Here is a 17,189-nt window from a genome sequence, read left to right as displayed (position 1 = left end):
GCACGGCATAAGCGACCCGGACGACAGAGGAGGCGAAGGTTGAGCAGGCGCTCCGGCATCCTCGAATTCGCCGTACTCGGTCTGCTCCGAGAGTCTCCAATGCACGGCTATGAGCTGCGCAAACGTCTGAACACCTCGCTGGGGATCTTCAGGGCCTTCAGTTACGGGACCCTCTACCCCTGCCTCAAGACGCTGGTCGCCAGCGGCTGGTTGATCGAGGAACCGGGCAGCGCCCCGGAGGACGCAGTGGCGGCTTCACTCGCAGGACGCCGCGCCAAGATCGTCTACAGGTTGACTGCGGACGGTAAGGAGCACTTCGAAGAGCTCCTTTCGCACACCGGACCCGACACCTGGGAGGACGAGCACTTCGCTGCACGTTTTGCCTTCTTCGGGCAGACGGAGCGCGAGGTGCGGATGCGGGTGCTGGAAGGCCGCCGCAGCCGGCTGGAGGAGCGCCTCGAAAAGATGCGCGCCTCCCTGGTCCGGACGCGCGAGCGGCTGGACGATTACACGCTTGAGCTGCAGCGGCACGGCATGGAGTCCGTGGAGCGCGAAGTGCGCTGGCTGAACGAGCTCATCGAGAGCGAGCGTGCGGGCCGGGATCAACGACGGTCCCCCGACGCCGCTCAGCAGGACATAACAGGAGATACGGGCGGCCTGCCCCGGCATCGGGGTACCACCCCGCCGGATCCGTCCGAGGACATCGCTAAGTGAAGCTCTGCGTCCGCAGGGCTTCGTCGAGAACACACAGGGAGCAACCGGAATGGGTTCGGTTCGCGTAGCCATCGTCGGCGTGGGCAACTGCGCCGCCTCGCTGGTGCAGGGCGTCGAGTACTACAAGGACGCAGATCCGGCCGGCAAGGTGCCCGGTCTGATGCACGTCCAGTTCGGCGACTACCACGTAGGTGACGTCGAGTTCGTCGCCGCCTTCGATGTCGACGCGAAGAAGGTCGGCCTCGACCTCGCGGATGCCATCGGCGCCAGTGAGAACAACACCATCAAGATCACCGACGTGCCGAACACCGGTGTGACGGTCCAGCGCGGCCACACCCACGACGGTCTCGGCAAGTACTACCGCGAGACCATCGAGGAGTCGGACGAGGCCCCGGTCGACATCGTCCAGGTCCTCAAGGACAAGCAGGTGGACGTCCTCGTCTGCTACCTGCCCGTCGGCTCCGAGGTCGCCGCGAAGTTCTACGCGCAGTGCGCCATCGACGCCAAGGTCGCGTTCGTCAACGCTCTCCCGGTGTTCATCGCCGGCACCAAGGAGTGGGCGGACAAGTTCACCGAGGCCGGCGTGCCGATCGTCGGCGACGACATCAAGTCGCAGGTGGGCGCCACCATCACGCACCGCGTCATGGCCAAGCTCTTCGAAGACCGCGGTGTGCGCCTCGAGCGCACCATGCAGCTGAACGTCGGCGGCAACATGGACTTCAAGAACATGCTGGAGCGCGACCGCCTGGAGTCGAAGAAGATCTCCAAGACGCAGTCGGTCACCTCGCAGATCCGCGACCGTGACCTGGGCGCCGACAACGTGCACATCGGCCCCTCGGACTACGTCGCCTGGCTGGACGACCGCAAGTGGGCGTATGTGCGCCTTGAGGGCCGTGCCTTCGGTGACGTTCCGCTGAACCTCGAGTACAAGCTCGAGGTGTGGGACTCCCCGAACTCCGCCGGTGTCATCATCGACGCCGTGCGTGCGGCGAAGATCGCCAAGGACCGCGGTATCGGCGGCCCGATCCTCTCCGCCTCCTCGTACTTCATGAAGTCGCCGCCGGTGCAGTACTTCGACGACGAGGCGTACGAGAACGTCGAGAAGTTCATCAAGGGCGAGGTCGAGCGCTGAAGCTCCATCTGAGAGCGGTCGAACGCTGACCGTTGAGAGCCCCGGACAGTCTCTGTCCGGGGCTCTTTCCATGCCTATGGCCCGATTCCGACGCACGTATGTGTCACATCAGAGCCACAGACTCCTTCTCGGTGACAGAACTGTCGGAGCAACCCGCTATTTTACGGGCGTCGACAACTGCGCATACGCGTACCGCTTCAAGGGGGATCTCAACCATGTCTACTCCGCCGCCCCAGGGCCAGAATCCATACGCCCAGCAGCCCAATGGCCCCTACGGACAGCCCCAGGGCGGCAATCCGTACGGACAGCAGCCACAGCAGCCGGGCCCTTACGGGCAGCCGGGGCAGCAGCCCGGGCCGTACGGACAGCCGGGCCAGCCCGGCGTCCCGCAGCAGCCCTCGCCGTATCCCAACCAGGGCGGTGGCCAGATACCCATGGCCCCGGTGGCACCGATGGCTCCGTCACGCGGCAAGGGCAAGATGATCCTGCGGGTCGTCATCGCCGTGGTCGTGATCGGCGTGGCGGCCTTCAGCTGGTACTCCAGCCAGGACGATGCAGACACCGCCAAGGTCGGCGACTGCATGCACCGAGGCAGCTCCAGCGATACCAACCCGGAACTCGAAGTCGTGGACTGCAACGACGCGAAGGCGCAGTACAAGGTCGCCGAGAAGAAGGACGGCGACGAGACCTGCGACCGCACCAAGTACAACTCGTACACCGAGACCGGTGGCAGCAAGGACTTCACGCTCTGCCTGACGGACTACAAGAAGTAGCCCGCCGCAGGAGCCACGAAGGGGCGGTGTTTCACGTGAAACACCGCCCCTTCGCCGTACCGTCCGTCATGTTTCACGTGAAACACGACTTCAGTTCTGCGCGGCCCACCACTCCTTGAGTGCCGTCACCGCTACGTCGTACTCCATCGGCCCGTTCTCCAGCCGCAGCTCAAGCAGGAACTTGTAGGCGTTGCCGATCACCGGCCCGGGCCCGACACCCAGGATCTCCATGATCTGGTTGCCATCAAGGTCGGGACGGATCGAGTCCAGCTCTTCCTGCTCCTGCAGATGCGCGATGCGCTCCTCCAGGCCGTCGTACGCGCGTGACAGAGCATTGGCTTTGCGCTTGTTCCGGGTGGTGCAGTCCGACCGTGTGAGCTTGTGCAGCCGCTCCAGCATCGGCCCGGCGTCACGTACATAGCGCCGTACAGCCGAGTCGGTCCACTCGCCGGTCCCGTAACCGTGGAAGCGCAGGTGGAGTTCCACCAGTTTGGTGACGTCCTTCACCACGTCATTGGAGTACTTGAGTGCGGTCAGGCGCTTCTTGGCCAGCTTCGCCCCCACCACCTCGTGGTGGTGGAAGGAGACACCACCGTCCTTCTCGAACCGCCGCGTCCTGGGCTTACCGATGTCGTGGAGCAGGGCCGCCAGCCGGAGCACCAGATCAGGACCGTCCTGCTCCAGGTCGATGGCCTGCTCCAGCACGGTCAGCGAGTGCTCATAGACATCCTTGTGCCGGTGGTGCTCATCACTCTCCAGACGCAGCGCGGGAAGCTCAGGGAGCACATATTCGGCAAGGCCGGTGTCGACGAGCAGAGCGAGACCCTTACGCGGGTTCGCGGACAGCAGCAGTTTGTTGAGCTCGTCACGTACGCGTTCCGCCGAGACGATCCCGATGCGCTCGGACATCGCCGTCATCGCGGCGACGACCTCGGGCGCAACCTCGAAGTCCAGCTGAGCCGCGAACCGGGCCGCCCGCATCATGCGCAGCGGATCATCGGAGAACGAGTCCTCCGGAGTGCCAGGGGTACGCAGCATCCGGCCGGCAAGGTCCTCCAGGCCGCCGTGCGGATCGATGAAAGCCTTCTCGGGAAGAGCGACAGCCATGGCGTTGACTGTGAAATCCCGGCGCAGAAGATCTTCCTCGATGGAATCGCCGTACGACACCTCCGGCTTCCGCGAGGTCCTGTCGTACGCCTCGGAGCGATACGTCGTGACCTCGATCAGATAGCCGTCCTTCTGGCAGCCGACCGTCCCGAAGGCGATCCCGACCTCCCACACCGCATCGGCCCAGGGCCGGACGATCTTCAGCACATCGTCGGGTCGGGCGTCGGTGGTGAAGTCGAGGTCATTGCCGAGCCGGCCGAGCAGCGCATCCCTGACCGATCCTCCGACCAGCGCGAGGCTGTGCCCGGCATCCTCAAAACGGCGGGCAAGGTCATCTGCGACCGGGGACACCCGCAGCAGTTCTGTGACCGCGCGGTGCTGCACCTGACTCAGTGCACTGGGATTGTCATCATTGGCGTTCGGCACAACAGAAAAGGGTACGTGCCCGTGCCGACCGGAGCGTCCCGATTTCCCGGCAGCTGCGACCACTCTTCTGATCATGTGGAGCAGTCCGCGGCACTCAGGCCCAGGGCACATCGTTACCATGCGTGGACGCAGCAACCGAGAACCACCGAATCAGCTGACGAAGACGAAGACGAGGGACGGGCAAGCGCGTGGCCGAGGCGGCACACTTCCAGGAGACGACTCTCTCTCCTGCCCGCCGGTGGCTGCGGCGCACAGCGTCGCTGCTCGCCGGTGGAACGCTCATGGCGGGCCTTTTCTACGGTCCGGCAGCGGCTCCTGCACAGGCCGCTGTCACCGCACAGAGCACCGGCGCCGTGGCTGTCAGTCTCGATGCCCTGTCACCCAGCGCGCCGGTGAAGGGCGACACCGTCACCATCACGGGCACAGTGACCAACAAGCGCAAGGAAGCCGTCACCGACGCCCACGTCGGTGTTCGAGTGGGCCCGCGTCTGGCCGGCCGCGCAGCCATCGATGACGCGGCGAAGCACGCCTCTGACCTGACAGGTGCCGACCCCCGCGAGGTCGGCGGCAAGTACACGGAGAAATTCGCGAAACTGCCGGCAGGGATCAGTGAGGACTTCTCGATCTCGGTCCCCGTGAGCGAGCTGGATCTCGGTGCGGACGGTGTCTACCAACTCGGGGTCTCCCTTTCCGGCCAGACACCCAGCGCCCCCTACGAGCAGGTGCTCGGCATCCAGCGGACCTTCCTCCCGTGGCAGCCAACGGCGCAGAGCCACAGGACCCAGATCACCTCGGTGTGGCCGCTGATCTCGAAGGTTCATCTGCGAGCGGAGACCAGTACCGACGCCCAGCAGACGCCGGTCTTCGAGAACGACGATCTGGCTGAGGAGCTCGCGCCCGGCGGCCGGCTGGAGCAGATGGTCTCGCTGGGCCGGTCCCTGCCCGTCACCTGGGTCATCGACCCGGATCTGCTGGCGAGCGTCGACGCGATGACCCGGAACTATCAGATCCAGGTCGGGAACACCCAGGTCGCGGGCAAGAACCAGGCCGTCGCCAAGAAATGGCTGAGCGACCTGGAGGACGCGGTCAAGGGCCAGAAGGTCGTCGCGCTGCCGTTCGCGGATCCCGATCTTGCCTCCCTGGCACACCACGGCAAGAACGTTCCCGGCGCTCTGAGCCATCTGCAGTCGGCCACCGAGATCGCGGGCACGACCGTGCAGACGATCCTGCATGTGAAGGCGTCCACCGATTTCGCCTGGCCGGCCAGTGGCGCGATCGACCCCTCGATCGTTGATGTGGCCACCTCCGCAGGGGCGCACAATGTGATCGCCAGCAGCGACAGCCTGCAGGAGACCGCCGGGCTCCCGTACACGCCCACAGCGGCCCGCCCCATCGGCGGCGGCACCACGGCCGTGGTGTCCGACTCCAGGCTCTCCCACGCCTTCCAGGGCGACATGTCCGAGGCAGGCGCCTCCACTCTCGCAGTGCAGAACTACCTCGCCCAGACCCTGGCACTGACCCTTCAGGAACCCTCCAAACAGCGCAGCATCGTCGTCGCACCCCAGCGGATGCCCTCCGTCAGCCAGGCCCAGTCGATGGCGAGCGCACTCCGCGCGCTGGACGAGAACCGCTGGACTCAGCCCCTCAACCTCATCGACGCGGCCAAGGCCAAAGCCGACCCCGACGCGACGACGACGGTGCCGGGCCCCTCTGCGTACCCGTCGTCCCTGCGCCGTCAGGAATTGCCGGTCAAGGCGTTCCAGGACGTCAGGACCACCCAGTCCACCCTCGACAACTTCAAGGGCATCCTCAGCCAGCCCGACCGGGTGGTGACGCCGTTCAGTAACGCCATGGACCGGTCCATGGCCACCTCATGGCGCGGTGACGCCAAGGGCGCCGCCGCCTACCGCACCGGGGTCCAGTCCTATCTGCTGAGCCTCACCGGCGAGGTACAGATCGTCCAGAAGTCCGACATGACGCTGTCCGGACGCAGCGCGACGATCCCGGTGACCGTGCAGAACAAGCTGCTCCAGCCCGTCAAGCACCTGGTACTGAAGCTGCGCTCGACCAGCCCCAACCGTCTGCAGCTGGGAGACGACAAGGCCGCCGTCGCCGAACAGCCTCTGGAGATCGCGGGCGGCCACAGCCAGACGGTGAAGTTCACGACATCGATCAACGCCAACGGGCCCGTCAGGGTGTACGCCCAGCTCTTCACCGAGGACGGCACGCCGTACGGCACTGCGAAGGCAATGCCCTTCACAGTGACAGTCTCGGAGATGACACTGACGGTCATGCTGGTGATCGCCGGTGGGCTGCTGCTTCTGGTACTCGCCGGAATCAGGATGTACACGCACCGCAAGCGGACTGCCGCTCGTGCGGCCGCTGCCGGGGGCGATGACCCGGAGCAGCCGAGTGACCCGGAGGCGGACACCGGAGCGGAAAACGGCGACCCGCCGGGCACGGGTGAGAAAGTGGACCGTTGAGCGATGTCGTGGCCGGCCGGCCGGGGACGATGAGGTGGGGTAACCAATGAACGCGCCGTACGACGGTGACCGTGACCAGGGTGCTGGGGGCGGGGCTGCGTATTCCGGTGGGACACCCCCCGAGCCCCCCGCAGCGGGCCAGAATCAGCCCGCCCCTGATCCGTATGTCCAGGACGCCTACAGCTACGACCCGTACGGGGCGCACGACCTCGGTGCCCAGGACCCGGTGGCGGATGCGCTCTACGACCGTGCGTCCCACCCGCCGCCTCCCCCCGGGACATACACCGAGCCGCAGCCGATGTACCAGCAGCCGCCGACCGCGCAGTACCCGCCGGATCCGCGTGTCTGGGCCCAGACACCGGCACCCGAGCCGGGCGGCCCGTCCCGCTACCTTCCGTACGGGGACGACGCGACGACCCAGTTCGTCGGGGTCGACGACCTGGTGACACAGGCCGCCGACGAACCGGAACAGCAGGACGCGTTCGCGCACCTGTTCCGGGACCAGCAGGGGGCCGCCCCCGTTCCGCCGCCCGGAGACCCGCAGGAGCCCGCCCCTGCCCCGCCTCCCGAGAAGTCGGGCGGAGCGTCCGGTCTGCTGAAGTCCAGCGCGGTGATGGCCGCCGGGACCCTGGTCTCCCGCCTCACCGGCTTCGTACGCACCATGGTGATCACTGCGGCGCTGGGTGCGGCGACGCTCGGCGACTCCTTCACCGTGGCCTACACGCTGCCCACGATGATCTACATCCTGACCGTGGGCGGCGGCCTCAACTCAGTGTTCGTGCCGCAACTGGTGCGCTCGATGAAGGAGGACGACGACGGGGGCGAGGCGTACGCCAACCGGCTGCTCACCGTCGTCATGGTGGCTCTCGGAGTCATCGTCGGCATCGCGGTCTTCGCGGCTCCCCTGCTGATCCGGCTGATGTCCCTGCCGATCGCCGACGACCCTGCGGCCAACAACGTCGCCGTCACCTTCGCGCGCTACTGCCTGCCCACCATCTTCTTCATGGGCGTGCACGTCGTGATGGGGCAGATCCTGAACGCCCGCGGGAAGTTCGGCGCGATGATGTGGACCCCGGTCCTCAACAACATCGTCATGATCTTCACCTTCGGACTGTTCATCTGGGTCTACGGCACCTCCGCGGACTCCCACATGAAGGTGACGACCATCCCGGCCGACGGGGTGCGGCTGCTCGGAATCGGAACCCTGCTGGGTCTGACGGTCCAGGCCCTGTCGATGATCCCGTACCTGCGTGAGGCGGGTTTCCGCTTCCGCCCGCGCTTCGACTGGCGCGGACACGGCCTCGGCAAGGCCGTGAAGCTCGCCAAGTGGACGGTTCTGTTCGTTCTCGCCAACCAGGCGGGTGTCCTTGTGGTCACCCAGCTCGCCACCGCAGCCGGCAAGGACTCCGGGCGGTCCGGCGCAGGCATCATGGCCTACTCGAACGCGCAGCTGATCTGGGGGATGCCCCAGGCCATCATCACCGTCTCGGTCATGGCGGCCCTGCTGCCGCGGATCTCCCGCGCCGCCAATGACGGAGATATCGGTGCGGTCCGCGACGACATCTCGCAGGGACTGCGGAACTCCGCCGTGGCGATCGTTCCGGTCTCTTTCGCGTTCCTCGCCCTGGGCGTGCCGGTCTGCACCCTCCTGTTCGCCTCCAGCGGCGTCCAGGCGTCCGAATCCATGGGCTACGTCCTGATGGCCTTCGCCCTCGGTCTGATCCCGTACTCGGTGCAGTACGTCGTCCTGCGTGGCTTCTACGCGTACGAGGACACCCGCACCCCCTTCTACAACACGGTCATCGTCGCCGCGGTCAACGCTGCGGCCTCCGCGCTCTGCTACGTCGCCCTCCCCTCCCAGTGGGCGGTGGTCGGCATGGCCGCCTCCTACGGCCTGGCCTACGCGGTCGGCGTCGGGATCGCCTGGCGAAGGCTCCGCAACCGTCTGGGCGGGGATCTGGACGGGACTCACATCCTCCGTACCTACGCCCGCCTCGCGCTGGCTTCCCTCCCGGGAGCCGTCGTCGGGGGAGCTGTCGGATTCGCCGTCATCCGGGTTCTCGGAGAGGGTGTGCTGGGCTCGCTGGCAGCGCTGATCGTCGGCGGCGCCGTACTGCTCGGTGTGTTCTTCATCGCCGCGAAGCGCATGCGGATCGCCGAGCTCAACTCAATGGTTGCCATGGTGCGCGGCCGCCTGGGCCGCTAGGTACCGAGCGGATCGCACAACCATCGTCCGACGCCGCGTGTCGTGCATAGCGCCGGACTGTGGGCACAATTGGCATGGCTTTGCAGACTGGCCGACAGCGCGCAACGGATGGGGAGGCAGGAACGACGGTGGCGGAACGTAGCACGGCTGCCGTCGACGTGGCCGACAACAGCGGTGACAAGCCGCTGGCCGCCAAGGCGGACAAGGCCACGGCCGACGGCACGGTGGAACCTCAGGAAACGGCTGACACCACGGCCGGTGAAGGCGCCCAGGACGAGGAGAGCGAGAAGAAGCCGACGGAGCCCGCGGCGGCGCCCGACCTGCACAGCGGGCACAAGCTCGCCAAACGCTACCGGCTCGAGGAGTGCGTCACCCGTCTGGACGGCTTCAGCAGCTGGCGTGCGGTCGACGAGAAGCTCCGGCGCGCTGTCGGTGTGCATCTGCTCCCCGCTGATCACGCCCGGGCACGTGCCGTGCTCGCGGCGGCACGGTCCTCCGCGCTCCTCGGTGACCCGCGCTTCGTGCAGGTCCTGGATGCCGTCGAGGAGAACGATCTCGTCTACGTCGTGCACGAATGGCTGCCCGACGCGACAGAAATCACCGCGCTGCTCGCCTCCGGCCCCCTGGAGGCGCACGACGCCTACCAGCTCGTCAGCCAGGTCTCACAGGCCATGGCCGCCGCGCACCGCGAGGGCCTGTCCCACCTCAGGCTCACGCCCAGCGCTGTTCTGCGTACCTCTTCCGGCCAGTACCGCATCCGCGGTCTCGCAGTGAACGCGGCCCTGCGGGGCATCACGTCGGACACCCCGCAGCGGACCGACACAGAGGCCGTCGGAGCCCTGCTGTATGCCGCACTGACGCAGCGCTGGCCCTACGAGACCGATGCCTACGGTCTCTCCGGTCTGCCCAAGGGCGTCGGCCTGATCCCCCCGGACCAGGTACGGGCCGGCGTCAACCGCGGTCTCTCGGAGATCGCGATGCGGGCCCTGGCCAACGACGGCGCCACCGCATCCCGCCAGGAACCGCCCTGCACCACCCCCGACGAGCTCGCCAAGGCCGTCGCCGCCATGCCCCGGATCCGTCCGCCGGAACCCGCTTACACCCCGCCGCCCGAGTACCAGCGCACGAATTACCAGCAGGGCACCTACGGCCGTCCGACGACCGGTGCCAGGGTTGCGCCCACCCAGCCGGTGGCCGCTCCTCCGCCGCCCCTCCAGGGCCGCACCGGCAAGGTGCTCAAGTGGTCCGTCTCGGCGCTGCTGATCGCCGCGCTGGGCCTGGGCAGCTGGCAGCTCGCCGACAGGCTGCTGGACCGGGACAAGGGTTCCAACGACACCGGCACCAACCAGACCAACAACGGCAACAACAACGGCACCGGCGAGCAGAAGGCCCTACAGCCCCTCCCGGTCAAGGACGCAGCCGAGTACTACCCGGACGGGAAGGCCCAGCACCCCGCCGACGTCGGGAACACCTACGACGGCGACAGCTCGACGTACTGGCGCACCTACTCCTTCAAGGACGGCCCCCAGCTGGCGCCCTTCAAGCAGGGCGTGGGGATCGTCTACGACCTGGGTTCCGCGAAGGATGTGTCGGCTGCCTCCATAGGGCTGCGCTACTCGGGCAACGAGACCGCGATCTCCCTGTACGCGGCCGGCTCGTTGTCCCCCTCCGCGTCCCTGAACTCAATGAAGAAGATCACTTCTACGACCACCGATGGCACCACAGCGCGTTTCAAGGCCGCCAAACCGGTGAACACGCGCTATGTACTGGTCTGGATCACGGCCATGCCGGATTCGCCCAGAGACCAGTACAGCGACGCGGGCTACAAGCAGGCCATAACGGATGTGAAGTTCTCCGGCTGATCAGGGACAGGGGAGGGGCTCACCGTTGGACGACACCGCGCTCGGTACCGCCGACGACCAGGAGCTGCTGGACGCCCACGTCGCAGGCGACGCCGACGCCTTCGGTGAGCTGGTACGCCGCCACCGAGACCGGCTCTGGGCCGTGGCACTGCGTACGCTCGGCGACCGCGAAGAGGCCGCAGACGCCGTTCAGGACGCCTTGGTGTCCGCCTATCGCGCCGCCCATACGTTTCGTGGCCAGTCAGCCGTCACCACCTGGCTGCACCGCATCACGGTCAACGCCTGCCTGGATCGAGCCCGCAAAGCCGCGACACGCAAGACCTCACCCGTCGACGACACGGAACGCCTCGATCAGCTTCTCGAACCTCATGAATCCGCCGAGGCACCGGCAGAGCGCCAGGATCTGCACCGTGAACTGATCAAGGCCATGACCACCCTGCCCGCGGACCAGCGCGCCGCCCTGGTCCTCGTCGACATGCAGGGCTACCCGGTGGCGGAGGCCGCCCGGATCCTCGATGTGCCGACGGGCACCGTGAAGAGTCGCTGCGCACGCGGCCGGGCGAGACTCCTGCCCCTCCTCGCCCACCTACGCCCACGGCCTGCAGAAACGACAAACGAGCGCCGGGCCGACGAGGGAAGGAACCGGAAGCCGGGAGCATCCGTCCCACCTGCGTCGAAACCGAAAGAGGCGGGACCACAGAATCCTGCTGCAGTGAAGGGCGGAGGTGGACGCGCATGACATCGACGGCCGACACGTCTCAGCATCCCGATGCCGCGGAGATCGCCGATCTCGCTGAAGGTCTCCTTGCGCCATCCCGCGCAGAGCACGTGCGACAGCACATCGACGCTTGTTCACTCTGTTCCGATATCAGTGCCACTCTCCAGGAGATTCAGGAGCTGCTGGCTACGACGCCCGCACCCGCTCCGATGCCGGCCGATGTCGCTGAGCGGATCGATGCGGCGCTGGCCGCGGAACCCGCGACCGAGGCCACCCCGCACGAAGGCGTGGCGCATGTTTCACGTGAAACAGCGCTCTCATCCCGGGGTACGGGGGTTACGGAACCCATTCGCGGCAAACGCCCGTCAGGCCGTCCGCGTGCCGCCACAGGCCCCGGGCGAGCCAGCGCGGCCCGGCGGCGTCATGTCGCTGCTCTCAGCGCGGCCTTCGGGGCGGCTGTCATCGGTATCGGTGTGTTCTTCCTCCAGTCGTCACCCGCCACGTCGGGTGGAGACACCAGCGCTGCGGAAAAGGCATCCAAGCGCGGAGGGACACCCGTCTTCGTCGATGCTGCCCTGCAGGGCCAGGTGCACTCCCTGCTCGCCTCGGATGCCACCGCCTCGACGGTCGCCCCACAGGAGAAGAAGACTCCATCGGTCCACATGGACTCCGGCCCGACAACGCTCAAGAACGGCCTCGATGTGGCCGTGCCACCCTGCGTGGAGAAGGGCATAGGCCGCGAGGAAGGTCCGATCGCCGCGCAGAAGGGCACCTACAAGGGCTCCGATGCCTTCCTCGTCGTGCTGCCGCACCCCACTGACTCCAGCCGGGTCCAGGCTTATGTTGTCGACGCGGCCTGCGTGCACACCACACCGTCCCCTCGCGGCAAGGTGCTCCTGACCCGCGTCTATCCCCGCGGCTGACCCTCTCGGGAATGCACGCCCCGTAGGATCCGTTGGGTGGGGTGAGAGTCCGCTGGACCTGGCCCCAGTCGGCAGCAAGCAGTCCGCAGAGACGAGGAAGAAACCCGTGAGCGACGTCCGTAACGTGATCATTATCGGCTCCGGGCCCGCCGGTTACACCGCCGCGCTCTACACCGCGCGCGCGTCACTGCAGCCGCTGGTCTTCGAAGGTGCAGTCACCGCTGGTGGTGCGCTCATGAACACCACCGAGGTGGAGAACTTCCCCGGATTCCAGGACGGCATCATGGGGCCCGACCTGATGGACAGCATGCGCGCCCAGGCGGAGCGCTTCGGTGCCGAGCTGGTCCCGGACGACATCGTGGCCGTCGATCTGACCGGCGAGATCAAGACCGTCACCGACACCGCCGGTACTGTGCACCGCGCGAAGGCCGTCATCGTCACGACCGGTTCGCAGCACCGCAAGCTGGGCCTGCCGAACGAGGACGCGCTCTCCGGACGCGGCGTCTCCTGGTGTGCCACCTGCGACGGTTTCTTCTTCAAGGACCAGGACATCGCCGTCGTGGGCGGCGGTGACACCGCGATGGAGGAGGCCACCTTCCTCTCCCGGTTCGCCAAGTCCGTCACCATCGTCCACCGCCGGGACACCTTGCGCGCCTCCAAGGCCATGCAGGAACGTGCCATCGCCGACCCGAAGATCAAGTTCGCCTGGGACAGTGAGGTGGCTGTGATCCACGGCGAGCAGAAGCTCTCCAGCCTGACGCTGCGCGACACCAAGACCGGAAAGACCTCTGAGCTTCCGGTGACGGGCCTGTTCATCGCTGTCGGCCACGACCCGCGCACCGAACTGTTCAAGGGCCAGCTGGACCTGGACGACGAGGGATATCTGCAGGTCGACGCACCTTCGACCCGGACCAACCTCACGGGTGTCTTCGGCGCTGGTGACGTCGTTGACCACACCTACCGGCAGGCCATCACAGCTGCTGGGACAGGCTGCTCCGCCGCCCTCGACGCCGAGCGCTTCCTCTCGGCCCTCGCCGACAGCGAGAAGGCCGCAGAGCCCGAGAAGATCGCCAGCATCTGATCACCGCATTCCCCATCCCGAACACCCAGTGAAGAAAGAGGAGCCCGCCGTGGCCGGCACCCTGAAGAACGTGACTGACGATTCCTTCGAGCAGGACGTCCTCAAGAGCAGCAAGCCCGTACTGGTCGACTTCTGGGCCGCCTGGTGCGGTCCGTGCCGTCAGATCGCCCCGTCTCTCGAGGCAATCGCAGCCGAGTACGGCGACCAGATCGAGATCGTCAAGCTCAACATCGACGAGAACCCGGGCACTGCCGCGAAGTACGGCGTGATGTCCATTCCGACGCTCAACGTCTACCAGAGCGGCGAGGTCGCCAAGACGATCGTCGGCGCCAAGCCCAAGGCCGCAATCGTTCGCGACCTGGAGAGCTTCATCGGCGATGAGGCCATCAAGTCCTGACGCACCTATGTTTCACGTGAAACAGGGGCCGCCCTCGAGAGGGCGGCCCCTGTTTTCGCATTGCGGCGGCTTCTGTGAGAGCCATCCTCACAGCGGACGCAGTACAGGGTCTTTCTTCACCGCGCCCAAGAGCCGGTCCAGGGCAAGCTCCACGTCTTCTTTCCAGGACAGGGTCGTACGCAACTCAAGTCGCAGCCTCGGGTAGTTCGGGTGCGGCCGGACCGTCTTGAATCCGACCGACAGCAGATGATCCGCGGGGAGCAGACAAGCGGGCTCCTTCCACCGGGCATCGCCGAACACCTCGATCGCCTTGAAGTTCCTCCGCAGCAGATCCTTGGCCACCGTCTGCACCAGCACCCGCCCCAGTCCCTGGCCCTGATACGCAGGCGAGATCCACGCGGTTATCAGCTGCACGGCATCAGGAGAGACGGGACTCGTCGGGAAAGCCAGCGAACGTGGCACATAGGCGGGCGGCGCATAGAGAACGAAACCCGCCGGCACGTCATCGACGTACACGACGCGGCCGCAGGAACCCCACTCCAGCAGCACGGCCGAGATCCATGCTTCCTTCTCCAGCTCCGGCGTACCCGCCTTTACCGCGGCGTCCCCACTGACTGGATCGAGCTCCCAGAAGACACATGAACGGCAACGCCGGGGAAGGTCCGGAAGGTTGTCCAGCGTGAGCGGTACAAGCCGACGCCCCATGAACGGTGTTCCTCGCTTCCTTCACCCGCCGCTTCATAAGCGGCGCTCAGCACGCTCCACTCCCTGAGCAAGCTGCCGACGAATCCGCCGAACACTCCTAGTCCCAGTCCAGCAGTCACCAGTCGGCTGCGGTTCACCGTGCGCATGGGCCCCTGCCCTCCCTCCGCAATGGATCAAGGTCGATGCGCCATACCAGAACGCATCGTATCCATCCCGGCGATCGGACGGATACCGTGAGAAAGCAAAGGGCGGGGCGTGTTCCGGCCTACCGGACACGCTCCGCCTTTCGAGTAAATCCCAGCCGCAGACTCAGCTCTCGTCCTCCTCGGCCGCTTCGTCCGCGTGCTGCTTGTCCAGGACTCGCCCCTCGCCGGGAGCCAGCGAACCGAGAATCCGGTCCAGATCGTCCATCGAGGCGAACTCGACGACGATCTTCCCCTTCTTCTGTCCCAGATCGACCTTCACCCGCGTCTCGAAACGGTCCGAGAGCCGTGAGGCGAGGTCCGACAGGGCCGGCGACACACGCGCTCCGGCCCGCGGCCCCTTGGCCTTCGGAGCATTCTCCGGACGCGACTGCATCAGCGTGACGATCTCCTCGACCGCACGCACCGAAAGCCCTTCCGCCACAATGCGGTGCGCCAACCGGTCCTGCTCATCGGAATCGTCCACCGAAAGCAGAGCCCGAGCGTGCCCAGCAGACAGAACCCCAGCAGCAACCCTGCGCTGCACCGGGGGCGAGAGCCTCAACAGCCGCAGCGTGTTGGACACCTGAGGCCGTGAGCGCCCGATCCGGTCGGCAAGCTGATCGTGAGTGCAGTTGAAGTCCTTGAGCAACTGGTCGTAGGCCGCGGCCTCTTCCAACGGGTTCAGCTGAGACCGGTGAAGGTTCTCCAGCAGCGCGTCCAGGAGGAGCTTCTCGTCATCTGTGGCCCGGACGATCGCCGGGATGCGCTCCAGACCTGCCTCACGGCAGGCCCGCCAGCGCCGCTCGCCCATGATGAGCTCGAAGCGTTCGGCACCGGCCTGACGTACAACGACCGGCTGCAGAAGGCCCACCTCCTTGATGGAGGAGACAAGCTCAGCAAGAGCGTCGTCGTCGAACACTTCACGTGGCTGCCGCGGGTTGGGCGTGATCGCGTCCAGCGGCAGCTCGGCGAAGTAGGCCCCGGTGGAATCCGCCTGCTCCGCCACCGCTGCCGGCGACGACTCCTGCGCAGGAACAGTGGGTTCCCGTGAAACCGCTCCGGTGGGCAGCGATGCCAGCTTCGCCGCCGCCACCCCTCGCTCCGCTGTCATGACAGGTGCGGCTCCGCCCGAGGACGCGCCTTCAGCGCCGGCGAGCCCCACCTTCTCCTGCGGTGCGGCGGGGATCAGCGCACCGAGCCCACGTCCCAACCCCCTGCGTCGCTCACTCACTGGATCCCCTCCGACATGCTCTGCTGACTGTTCTGAATGCCCGTATGCGCGTGCTGGCCGTCGTAGTGCACATCGACGCCGCGCAGCGCGATCTCACGGGCCGCTTCAAGATATGACAGCGAACCGCTGGACCCCGGGTCATAGGTGAGGACCGTCTGCCCATAGCTCGGGGCCTCCGAGATACGAACCGACCGTGGAATGCTGGTCTTGAGGACCTCGCGAACGAAGTGACTGCGCACCTCGTCTGCCACCTGCGAGGCGAGACGCGTTCTGCCGTCGTACATGGTGAGCAGAATCGTCGACACATGAAGCTCAGGGTTGAGGTGTCCGCGGACCAGATCGACGTTCCGCAGCAGCTGCCCCAGCCCCTCAAGTGCGTAGTACTCACACTGAATCGGGATCAGCACCTCAGCACCCGCCACCATCGCGTTGACGGTCAGCAGGCCCAGAGACGGGGGACAGTCGATGAGGATGTAGTCCAGGGGCTGTTCATACGCCTGGAGCGCTCGCTGCAGGCGACTCTCCCGAGCCACGAGAGACACCAACTCGATCTCAGCGCCGGCGAGATCGATGGTGGCCGGGGCACAGAAGAGGCCCTCGACATCGGGAACGGGCTGGACCACCTCGGAGAGCGGCCGGCTCTCCACCAGAACGTCGTAGATCGATGGCACTTCGGAGTGGTGGTCAATCCCCAGCGCCGTGGAGGCGTTTCCCTGAGGATCCAAGTCAATCACCAGAACGCGCGCGCCATGCAGCGCGAGCGAGGCGGCAAGGTTGACCGTTGTTGTGGTCTTACCGACGCCGCCCTTCTGGTTGGCAACCACCATGACGCGCGTCTGCTCCGGCCGCGGCAGACCTTCTCCGGCCCGGCCGAGAGCTTCTACAGCCAGTTGGGCAGCACGACCAATAGGGGTGTCGTCCATCGGCGGCGGTGTTTCACGTGAAACATCTTCTGCCGCCGACTCGGTACGGGGACCGGGGACCGGATCGGTCATCGGTCCCGCGATGTTGGCGTCGGACCGCAAGGATTCACTCTCCTCGACTTCAGGCTCGCAATGCACAGAGCCTGCCATGCTTTCGGGGTTGTGAACCAGCGAGGCATGTTCTTCTGTGGATGAATCCACCTTTGTGGACAACTCTGTGGCCCCAAAGGGCCTACGGTCACGCGGCGTGGAGGCCGCGCGACTGCGACTGATGATCCCATGCAGCAGAGAGCGACGTTTCACGTGAAACAAGATGCCCCTGC

Annotated in this window: 14 protein-coding genes; 10 read left to right on the top strand and 4 right to left on the bottom strand. The window is 66.4% G+C overall.

Going from position 1 to position 17,189, the window contains the following annotated elements:
• The first annotated feature begins 39 nt into the window (after nucleotides 1-39).
• The 3 genes from G3I19_RS00720 (at nucleotide 40) to G3I19_RS00710 (ending at nucleotide 2,619) form a co-directional block, all read left to right on the top strand.
• Nucleotides 40-714: a PadR family transcriptional regulator gene (locus G3I19_RS00720; protein WP_164258263.1), complete on the top strand. Its 675-nt coding sequence runs from the start codon at nucleotides 40-42 to the stop codon at nucleotides 712-714.
• A 49-nt stretch (nucleotides 715-763) separates the two neighbouring features.
• Nucleotides 764-1,846 (top strand): inositol-3-phosphate synthase, encoded by a 1,083-nt coding sequence (locus tag G3I19_RS00715; RefSeq protein ID WP_164258261.1) that lies wholly within the window; start codon nucleotides 764-766, stop codon nucleotides 1,844-1,846.
• Nucleotides 1,847-2,061: 215 nt separating this feature from the next.
• On the top strand, nucleotides 2,062-2,619 hold the full coding sequence (locus tag G3I19_RS00710; protein WP_164258259.1) for a hypothetical protein: 558 nt from the start codon (nucleotides 2,062-2,064) through the stop codon (nucleotides 2,617-2,619).
• A 90-nt stretch (nucleotides 2,620-2,709) separates the two neighbouring features.
• On the opposite strand, the gene G3I19_RS00705 is transcribed toward G3I19_RS00710, so the two are convergent.
• A complete protein-coding gene (locus G3I19_RS00705; protein WP_164258257.1) occupies nucleotides 2,710-4,152 on the bottom strand; it encodes a CCA tRNA nucleotidyltransferase in 1,443 nt (480 codons plus the stop codon).
• A 188-nt stretch (nucleotides 4,153-4,340) separates the two neighbouring features.
• On the opposite strand from G3I19_RS00705, the gene G3I19_RS00700 reads away from it, so the two are divergent.
• The 7 genes from G3I19_RS00700 to trxA all read left to right on the top strand — a co-directional run bounded on the left by G3I19_RS00700 (nucleotide 4,341) and on the right by trxA (nucleotide 13,822).
• Nucleotides 4,341-6,635: a DUF6049 family protein gene (locus G3I19_RS00700; protein WP_164258255.1), complete on the top strand. Its 2,295-nt coding sequence runs from the start codon at nucleotides 4,341-4,343 to the stop codon at nucleotides 6,633-6,635.
• A 46-nt stretch (nucleotides 6,636-6,681) separates the two neighbouring features.
• On the top strand, nucleotides 6,682-8,841 hold the full coding sequence (gene murJ / locus G3I19_RS00695) for a murein biosynthesis integral membrane protein MurJ (protein WP_164258253.1): 2,160 nt from the start codon (nucleotides 6,682-6,684) through the stop codon (nucleotides 8,839-8,841).
• Nucleotides 8,842-8,969: 128 nt separating this feature from the next.
• Complete coding sequence (locus tag G3I19_RS00690; RefSeq protein ID WP_164258251.1) at nucleotides 8,970-10,703, top strand: protein kinase family protein; 1,734 nt, start codon at nucleotides 8,970-8,972, stop codon at nucleotides 10,701-10,703.
• A 25-nt stretch (nucleotides 10,704-10,728) separates the two neighbouring features.
• A complete protein-coding gene (gene sigM, locus G3I19_RS00685; protein ID WP_164258249.1) occupies nucleotides 10,729-11,442 on the top strand; it encodes an RNA polymerase sigma factor SigM in 714 nt (237 codons plus the stop codon).
• Nucleotides 11,439-12,344: a hypothetical protein gene (locus tag G3I19_RS00680; RefSeq protein WP_164258247.1), complete on the top strand. Its 906-nt coding sequence runs from the start codon at nucleotides 11,439-11,441 to the stop codon at nucleotides 12,342-12,344. Before sigM ends, G3I19_RS00680 begins: the two co-directional genes overlap by 4 nt.
• A gap of 106 nt (nucleotides 12,345-12,450) precedes the next feature.
• Nucleotides 12,451-13,425: a thioredoxin-disulfide reductase gene (gene trxB / locus G3I19_RS00675; RefSeq protein WP_164258245.1), complete on the top strand. Its 975-nt coding sequence runs from the start codon at nucleotides 12,451-12,453 to the stop codon at nucleotides 13,423-13,425.
• 49 nt (nucleotides 13,426-13,474) lie between these two features.
• The gene (gene trxA, locus G3I19_RS00670) at nucleotides 13,475-13,822 is read left to right on the top strand and encodes a thioredoxin (protein ID WP_164258243.1); all 348 of its coding nucleotides are present in this window, start codon (nucleotides 13,475-13,477) and stop codon (nucleotides 13,820-13,822) included.
• Nucleotides 13,823-13,909: 87 nt separating this feature from the next.
• Here the strand turns inward: trxA and G3I19_RS00665 are convergent, their stop codons facing one another.
• The 3 genes from G3I19_RS00665 to G3I19_RS00655 form a co-directional block, all read right to left on the bottom strand.
• Nucleotides 13,910-14,527: a GNAT family N-acetyltransferase gene (locus G3I19_RS00665; RefSeq protein WP_164258241.1), complete on the bottom strand. Its 618-nt coding sequence runs from the start codon at nucleotides 14,525-14,527 to the stop codon at nucleotides 13,910-13,912.
• A 309-nt stretch (nucleotides 14,528-14,836) separates the two neighbouring features.
• Complete coding sequence (locus G3I19_RS00660; RefSeq protein ID WP_164258239.1) at nucleotides 14,837-15,943, bottom strand: ParB/RepB/Spo0J family partition protein; 1,107 nt, start codon at nucleotides 15,941-15,943, stop codon at nucleotides 14,837-14,839.
• Nucleotides 15,940-17,016 carry an AAA family ATPase gene (locus G3I19_RS00655; protein ID WP_164258364.1) on the bottom strand — a complete coding sequence of 359 codons (1,077 nt, stop codon included), beginning with the start codon at nucleotides 17,014-17,016 and terminating at the stop codon, nucleotides 15,940-15,942. The genes G3I19_RS00660 and G3I19_RS00655 overlap by 4 nt, the downstream gene beginning before the upstream one ends.
• Nucleotides 17,017-17,189: the final 173 nt, after the last annotated feature.

Source organism: Streptomyces sp. SID10853 (assembly GCF_010548145.1).
Classification (GTDB): Bacteria; Actinomycetota; Actinomycetes; order Streptomycetales; family Streptomycetaceae; genus Streptomyces.
Note: the sequence above shows the minus strand (reverse complement) of the source record. Positions and strands in the feature narration are given on the sequence as shown.